This is a genomic window from Vibrio sp. M260118, from assembly GCF_036533755.1.
Taxonomy (GTDB): Bacteria; Pseudomonadota; Gammaproteobacteria; order Enterobacterales; family Vibrionaceae; genus Vibrio.
On sequence record NZ_JATABG010000148.1, the window covers coordinates 1 to 8,210 of the forward strand.

The 8,210-nt window shown below is 46.8% G+C and carries 7 protein-coding genes; all 7 read right to left on the reverse strand.

What is annotated here, in order from left to right; all coding sequences use genetic code 11:
• Positions 1 to 350, reverse strand: a 350-nt coding sequence (locus QTO00_RS10560; RefSeq protein WP_331424745.1) for an ATP-grasp domain-containing protein, incomplete at its 3' end; no start/stop codon positions are given.
• Between the two features lie 252 nt (positions 351 to 602).
• Positions 603 to 1,811, reverse strand: a complete 1,209-nt coding sequence (gene odhB, locus QTO00_RS10565) for a 2-oxoglutarate dehydrogenase complex dihydrolipoyllysine-residue succinyltransferase (RefSeq protein ID WP_331424746.1) — start codon at positions 1,809 to 1,811, stop codon at positions 603 to 605.
• Between the two features lie 28 nt (positions 1,812 to 1,839).
• Positions 1,840 to 4,665, reverse strand: coding sequence for a 2-oxoglutarate dehydrogenase E1 component (sucA, locus tag QTO00_RS10570; RefSeq protein ID WP_331424747.1), 2,826 nt, complete (start codon positions 4,663 to 4,665; stop codon positions 1,840 to 1,842).
• A 93-nt stretch (positions 4,666 to 4,758) separates the two neighbouring features.
• Positions 4,759 to 5,469: a succinate dehydrogenase iron-sulfur subunit gene (locus QTO00_RS10575; RefSeq protein WP_331424749.1), complete on the reverse strand. Its 711-nt coding sequence runs from the start codon at positions 5,467 to 5,469 to the stop codon at positions 4,759 to 4,761.
• 18 nt (positions 5,470 to 5,487) lie between these two features.
• On the reverse strand, positions 5,488 to 7,254 hold the full coding sequence (gene sdhA / locus QTO00_RS10580; protein ID WP_331424751.1) for a succinate dehydrogenase flavoprotein subunit: 1,767 nt from the start codon (positions 7,252 to 7,254) through the stop codon (positions 5,488 to 5,490).
• Positions 7,255 to 7,599: a succinate dehydrogenase, hydrophobic membrane anchor protein gene (gene sdhD, locus QTO00_RS10585; protein ID WP_038202681.1), complete on the reverse strand. Its 345-nt coding sequence runs from the start codon at positions 7,597 to 7,599 to the stop codon at positions 7,255 to 7,257.
• On the reverse strand, positions 7,593 to 7,985 hold the full coding sequence (gene sdhC / locus QTO00_RS10590; protein WP_038202684.1) for a succinate dehydrogenase cytochrome b556 subunit: 393 nt from the start codon (positions 7,983 to 7,985) through the stop codon (positions 7,593 to 7,595). The genes sdhD and sdhC overlap by 7 nt, the downstream gene beginning before the upstream one ends.
• Positions 7,986 to 8,210 lie beyond the last annotated feature (225 nt).

The following is an 8,210-nucleotide window of genomic DNA, read 5'->3' on the forward strand; positions in this document are numbered from 1 at the left end:
GCACGGTCTACAACCGCACCAAGGTAAAGTTCGTTAGCAATGTTTGACGCTTCTTCAACCAGAATTTTAGTAACAGGCTGACCATTTGCGTCTGTTTGGTAAGTCACTAGGTTTTTGCCTAGCCACTTCTGTGCGAACTCTTTAACACCATCTTTAGTGTCGTGTAGCTCTACACCGCCCGCTTTACCACGTCCACCTGCGTGAACCTGACATTTAACTACTTTCTTCTCTGTCGAGATACGGCCAGCTGCTTCGAAAGCTTCTTGTGGTGTATCACACGCGTAACCTTCCGGTACAGGCAAACCGAATTCTGCAAACAGCTGTTTGGCTTGGTATTCATGCAAATTCATTTTGATATTCCGTTTATTTTCCCTTGTAGGGATTATTATTTCCATAACGCCGCTTGTCGTTCGCGGTCGTCTGTAGGGTCTTCTCAAATAAATCTCATTTTGTCATTCAGACCAATCAGATTCATATGAAGGCCAGACAGTTGAGCTAGTCTAGCCTTGAAAAATATCTAACGTCTAGCCACCAAGGGCGACTAGACGTTTTAGCGATATTAAACGTCTAGCCACCAAGGGCGACTAGACGTTTTAGCGATATTAAACGTCTAATAACAGACGTGCTGGATCTTCTAATAGCTCTTTAATCGTCACTAGGAAGCCTACTGACTCACGGCCATCAATTAGGCGGTGGTCGTAAGATAGAGCTAGATACATCATTGGCAAGATTTCAACTTTGCCATCCACCGCCATTGGACGCTCTTGGATCTTGTGCATACCAAGGATTGCCGATTGAGGTGGGTTAATGATAGGTGTCGACATCAAAGAACCGAAGACGCCACCGTTAGTGATTGTGAAGTTACCACCCATCAGTTCATCAACCGTTAGCTTGCCGTCACGGCCTTTAATCGCTAACTCTTTGATGCCTTTTTCAATATCAGCGAAACCTAGCGTGTCACAGTCTTTAAGAACTGGAGTAACTAGACCACGTGGCGTCGATACTGCCATACTGATGTCGAAGTAGTTGTGGTAAACAATGTCATCACCATCGATAGACGCGTTCACTTCAGGATAACGTTTTAGCGCTTCTGTAACGGCTTTCACATAGAAAGACATAAAGCCCAAACGAGTACCGTGACGCTCTTCGAACTGATCTTTGTACTGCTTACGAAGATCCATGATTGGTTTCATGTTCACTTCGTTGAACGTCGTCAGCATCGCCGTGTTGTTCTTCGCTTCTAGCAGACGGTTAGCCACTGTCTTACGTAAACGAGTCATTGGCACGCGCTTCTGACTGCGAGCTGCTGCTGGAGCTTCTACCGCTGCAGGCGCTTCCGCTTTCGGTGCTTCTTTTGCGTTAGCTAAGTGCGCTTCAATATCTTCACGAGTAATACGACCGCCAACACCCGTACCTTTCACTTGGCTTGCTTCCAAGCCATGCTCACCTAGCAGACGGCGAACTGCAGGACTTAGCGCATCGTTGCTCTCTTCTGTCAGTGACGCTTTGTGGCGTTTGTCAGGAGACGCTTCCGATTCTGCTGTTGTATCTTTAGTAGGCTCACCTGCTACCGCACCAGGCTTAAGCTTAGCGATAAGCTGCTTAGAAAGTACTGTCGCACCCTCTTCTTCGATAATCGCTTCTAAAACACCGGCTTCAGGGGCGGGTACTTCAAGAACCACTTTATCGGTTTCGATATCTACTAAAACCTCGTCACGCTCAACTGCATCACCAGGTTGTTTATGCCATGTTGCGACTGTTGCGTCTGCAACCGATTCAGGTAAATCTGGAACCAGAATTTCAATTGTCATATCGGTTTCTTCCTTTAACTTCTAGTTCTTAGTCCGAAGTTTTTGTATTCACGTTAAGCGCATCATCAACTAGCGCTTTTTGTTGTTTCAAGTGTACTGACATATAGCCAACTGCAGGCGATGCTGATGCTGGGCGACCAGCGTATTTCAGATCAGCTCCCGCAGGAATCGCCGCGCGGAAGTTATGTTGGCTAGAGTACCAAGCACCTTGGTTTTGTGGCTCTTCTTGACACCAAACGTAATCTTCAACGTTAGTGTACTGTTCGATAGCCGCTTTCACTTCCTCAATCGGGAATGGGTAAAGCTGCTCAATACGAACAATCGCTACGTCATCTTGTTCATTGTTACGACGCTGCTCTAACAGATCGAAGTAAACCTTACCTGAACAGAAGACTACACGTTTCACCTTAGCGGCATCAAGGTTATCAATTTCACCAATCGCAGCTTGGAATGTACCCTCTGAAAGTTCTTCAATCGTTGAAGTACATAGTGGGTGACGTAGTAGCGACTTAGGCGACATCACAATCAAAGGTCGACGCATAGGTCGAACAACTTGACGGCGAATCATGTGATAAACCTGAGCTGGTGTTGAAGGAACAACAACCTGCATGTTTTGCTCAGCACATAGCTGTAGGTAGCGCTCAAGACGCGCTGAAGAGTGCTCTGGGCCTTGACCTTCGTAACCATGCGGAAGCAACATTGTTAGGCCACACAGACGTGCCCACTTTTGCTCACCGGATGAGATAAATTGGTCAATCACTACTTGGGCACCGTTGGCGAAATCACCAAACTGCGCTTCCCATAGTGTTAAGCCACCTGGCTCAGCCGTTGCGTAACCATACTCAAATGCCAATACCGCTTCTTCAGATAACACTGAGTCGAAAACTTCAAACGGGCCTTGCTTATCGTGAATATTCGCTAGCGGAACAAAAGTACTCGCATCGTTTTGGTTGTGCAGTACTGAATGGCGGTGGAAGAAAGTACCACGACCTGAGTCCTGACCAGAAATACGGATACGTTTGCCATCGTCAACAAGAGTCGCGTAAGCCAAAGTCTCTGCCATACCCCAGTCAATCGCCTTTTCACCGCTAAGCATGGCTTTACGATCATTGTAAAGCTTGTTTACTCGGCTTTGCAGCTTATGACTTTCAGGGTAAGTACATAGACGCTGACCTAGCTCTAGAAGACGCTGGGTATCAAACTTGTTGTCCCACTCTACATCCCAGTCATGCCCAAGGTATGGAGACCAGTCAACTGAGTGAAGGGCCATTGGACGCCACTCTTTAACCACGACTTCACCGCGATCTAATGCATCACGGTATTCATTAACAAACTGGGTCGCAGTATCAATACCAAAGTCACCACGCTCAATCAGCACGTCAGCGTAAAGCTTGCGCGGAGTTGGGTGTTTCTTGATTTTTTGGTACATCAACGGCTGAGTTGCATTTGGCTCATCCGCTTCGTTGTGACCATGACGGCGGTAACACACCAAATCAATCACAACATCACGTTTAAACTCGTTACGGTAATCCAGTGCAATGCGAGTAACAAAAGCGACTGCCTCTGGGTCATCAGCATTAACGTGGAAAATCGGTGCCTGTACCATCTTAGCGATGTCAGTACAGTACATTGTCGAGCGGGTGTCATTCGGGTTAGACGTTGTAAAACCAACCTGGTTGTTGACAACGATACGAACCGTACCACCAACACGGAAACCACGCGCTTGCGACATGTTGAATGTTTCAGCAACCACACCTTGACCTGCAATTGCCGAGTCACCGTGAATGGTGATAGGAAGAACAGTGTTGCCTTCTGCATCACCCAAACGGTCTTGACGAGCACGCACGGAACCAATAACAACAGGGTTAACGATTTCAAGGTGCGATGGGTTAAACGCAAGTGCTAGGTGGACATCGCCGCCAGGTGTTGCGAAGTCTGCCGAGAAGCCTTGGTGATACTTAACGTCACCAGTGCCCCATGTTTCGTCATGTTTGCCGGCAAACTCATCAAATAGATCTTGAGGTTTTTTACCCAGTACATTGACAAGCATGTTAAGACGACCACGGTGAGCCATACCAATCACGACTTCACGCATGCCACTCTTACCCGCATGACGAATCAACTCCTTCGTCATTGGGATTAGTGCATCACCACCCTCCAATGAGAATCGCTTCGCGCCCGGGAATTTGGCGCCAAGATAGCGCTCTAAACCTTCTGCTGCCGTCAACTCTTCTAGGAATTCTCGTTTTTCTTCTTTACTAAATGACGGCTGACCAACAACTGACTCTAAACGTTGTTGAATCCAACGCTTTTGTTCAGTGTCTGTCATGTGCATGTATTCAGCACCGATAGAGCCACAATAAATTTTGTTCAACGATGAGTGGATATCTTTCAACTGCATCGTCTCTTTGCCAATGGCAAATGAACCGACGTTGAAAGTTTCTTCTAGATCGTCTTGGGTAAGATTATGAAATGCAGGATCGAGCTCCGCCACGGGTGGGCGTTGCCATAAGCCTAGGGGGTCAAGCTGCGCCGCTTCATGACCACGGAAGCGGTAAGCATTGATTAATTGAAGTACTTTTACCTGTTTAGCGTCGACATCAGGATCACTAACTTGGACATTGTAATGCTTTGTTTCTTGAGCGAGTCGTCGGAAGTAGTCACGGACACGTGAGTGGGGTTGTTCCACCACCTCTTCTGTCGGCTTGGGTAAGCCATCAAAAACACGTTTCCACTCCTCACTTACCAGATCGGGATCACTTAGATACAGTTCGTAGAGGTCCTCTACATACGTTGCATTGGCGCCAGCCAAGTGTGAAGACTCGAGCCACGCCTTCATCACGCCGTTGTGCATATTTTCCCTTAACCAGTAGTTTTCACGTTTGCTTCGGTCTACGCCGAGCTATTAAGAGCCGACCCAGTTGGGTCGGCAATTTTTGTTGTTAAATTAGACGGAGCGGCTGACCAACATAGACTTAATATGGCCAATGGCTTTCGTCGGATTTAATCCCTTAGGACAAACACTTACACAATTCATGATGCCGTGGCAACGGAAAACGCTAAATGCGTCATCAAGATTTGACAAACGTTCATCTGTTGCTGTATCGCGGCTATCAATCAACCAACGATATGCGGCAAGCAGACCTGCAGGACCAATGAATTTATCAGGGTTCCACCAGAAAGATGGGCATGACGTCGTACAACACGCACACATGATACATTCGTATAAACCATCGAGGTGCGCACGCTCATCAGGAGTCTGCAGATTCTCTCGAGATGGCGGCAGAGCACCGTCGTCTATTAAGAATGGCTTAACTTTCGCATAGTTATCGTAGAACTGTGTCATGTCAACGATAAGATCACGTACCACAGGCAAACCCGGTAGTGGACGGATGACAATTTTATCGCCGCTTAATGCAGAAAGCGGAGTAATACATGCCAATCCATTCTTACCATTCATGTTTAAGCCGTCAGAGCCACATACCCCTTCACGACAAGAGCGGCGGAATGAGATGGTTGGATCTTGCTCTTTAAGCAGAATTAGCGCATCGAGAAGCATCATATCTGACCCTTCTTCAACTTCCAGCGTGTAATCCTTCATGTATGGCTTTTGGTCAACGTCCGGGTTGTAACGGTACAAAGAGAAATTCAGTTTCATTATAATGTCCTCCTTCCCTTAGTACGTACGTGCTTTCGGCGGGAATGCTTCACGATGGATTGGCTCCATGTTAACACCACGCTTAGTCATCGCTTCGTTTTCCGGATTGTAGATAGAGTGGCATAGCCACTGCTCATCATCACGGTCAGGGAAATCGAAACGAGCATGTGCGCCACGACTCTCAGTTCGGTAGTTAGCCGCAACTGCCGTCGCATAAGCTGTTTCCATCAAGTTTTCTAGCTCTAGACACTCGATACGCTGAGTGTTGAACTCGGTTGACTTATCAGAAAGATGTGCATTTTTCAGGCGCTCACGGATAACTTTCAGCTCTTCTAGACCTTTTGCCATTGCGTCACCTTCACGGAATACCGAGAAGTTGTTTTGCATACACTGTTGCAGGTCTTTGCGGATTTGCGCTGGATCTTCACCGTCAGTACTGTTTTCCCAACGGTTATAACGCTCTAGTGAACGCTCAATATCCGCTTCAGTCGCAGGCTTAGCTTCAGCTTGCTTAGCAAGAGTTTCACCTAGGTGAAGGCCAGTTGCACGACCAAATACAACTAAGTCAAGTAGTGAGTTACCACCTAAGCGATTCGCGCCGTGTACAGATACTGAGGCAATTTCACCACAAGCGAATAGACCTTGAACTTCAACATCAGAACCTGCTTCGTCTTGCTTGATGGCCTGACCAGAAACCTGCGTCGGAATACCACCCATCATATAGTGACAGGTAGGAATAACTGGGATTGGCTCTTTGACTGGATCGACGTGAGCAAAGGTACGAGATAGCTCACAGACACCTGGTAGTCTAGATTCTAGTGTGTCTTTACCTAAGTGATCCAATTTTAGCTTAATGTGTGGGCCCCACGGACCATCACAGCCGCGACCTTCACGGATTTCTATCATCATCGAGCGTGCAACGACATCACGACCAGCCAAGTCTTTAGCGTTCGGAGCATAACGCTCCATGAAGCGTTCGCCGTCTTTATTGAGCAGGTAACCACCCTCACCACGACACCCTTCCGTCACCAATACACCTGCGCCAGCAATACCCGTTGGGTGGAACTGCCACATTTCCATATCTTGCATTGGTACACCAGCACGAAGTGCCATACCAACACCGTCACCCGTATTGATGTGTGCGTTAGTGGTTGAAGCGTAGATACGACCTGCGCCACCAGTAGCTAAGATAGTCGCCTTTGATTTGAAGTAGCACACTTCGCCGGTTTCCATGCAAAGCGCAGTACAACCAAGCACAGCACCATCTTCATTCTTAACCAGATCAAGTGCGTACCACTCAGAGAAGATAGTTGTTTTGTGTTTGATGTTTTGCTGATACAGCGTATGAAGCAGAGCGTGACCTGTACGGTCAGCTGCCGCAGCTGTACGCGCCGCTTGCTCACCACCAAAGTTCTTAGACTGGCCACCAAATGGGCGCTGATAGATTCGGCCATTATCAAAACGAGAGAAAGGAAGACCCATTTTCTCGAGTTCGATAACCGACTCAGGGCCGTTCTTACACATATATTCGATAGCGTCTTGGTCACCGATATAATCCGAACCTTTTACAGTATCGTACATGTGCTGCTCCCAATGGTCTTCATGTGCGTTACCTAACGCAACCGTAATACCACCTTGTGCGGAAACAGTGTGTGAACGTGTTGGAAATACTTTTGAAAGCAACGCACAGCTTAAGCCTTGCTCAGAGATTTGTAGTGCAGCGCGCATGCCTGCACCACCAGCGCCGATTACTACGGCGTCGAATTCGCGAACTGGAATAGACACTTACGCACCCCACAGAATAAATAGACCAGAGAAGAAGTAACCAAGTAGTACAGCAATAATTGCTAACTGCAGGCCACCACGAAGCTTGGCGCACTTGATATAGTCTGTCAGGACTTGCCACAAGCCAATCCAGGCATGGATTAAGACAGAAAACAGCGCCAGCATTGTAAACACTTTAGTGAACGTGCCACCAAAGAACTGGTTCCATGATACGTAAGAAATATCTGTGAAAGCGCAAAAGCTCACCAGATAGATAGTGTAAAGCGTCATAATGATTGCAGTTGCACGAATCAATAGGAAATCGTGTACACCATTACGACCAAAAGATGAAATATGTTTTACCATACCAGTACCCCCGCCAACAGAGATAGAACGGCTGTTGCTGCGAATGCAACCTTAGCGCTCATTGCACCAGATTCCAGCTCTTCAAAATGACCGAGATCCATTAGCAGGTGACGGATACCACCAGCAATGTGATAGGCCAAAGCCGTTAGAATGCCCCATAAGATAAACTTCACAAAGAAACCGTCAACGATATCAACAGCTTGTGCGTAACCAACAGGGGAGGATAGAGAAATGGATAGTAACCAAAGCAGAATTCCGACTGCCACAAACGTTATTACACCGGACACGCGGTGTAAGATAGATGCGATTGCGGTGATCGGAAAGCTCACGGTCTGTAAATCTAAATTAACAGGTCTTGACTTTCTTTCTTTCACGGGCTTGCTCACTCAGCTCCATTGAGCATTTATAGTTATAAACGAATTTTGATTGCGAACCTACAAAAATTAACATTTATTTAACACCAAAATACAACAATTGGCGGAGTATTTTGTGAATTAATTGTTAAAAACTAAAGTTTGAAACTTCACCTCACAATTTGTTTCAAGCCTTGAATTTATAAGGTTTTCATCAAAATTAACTGTGCCACTATACGGCTCGCAACATTCTAATAC

Bases quoted from the DNA above. Each gene is read 5' to 3' on its own strand.
- odhB (WP_331424746.1), bottom strand. From the start codon at position 1,811: ATGACAATTGAAATTCTGGTTCCAGATTTACCTGAATCGGTTGCAGAC.
- sucA (WP_331424747.1), bottom strand. From the start codon at position 4,665: ATGCACAACGGCGTGATGAAGGCGTGGCTCGAGTCTTCACACTTGGCT.
- QTO00_RS10575 (WP_331424749.1), bottom strand. From the start codon at position 5,469: ATGAAACTGAATTTCTCTTTGTACCGTTACAACCCGGACGTTGACCAA.
- sdhD (WP_038202681.1), bottom strand. From the start codon at position 7,599: ATGGTAAAACATATTTCATCTTTTGGTCGTAATGGTGTACACGATTTC.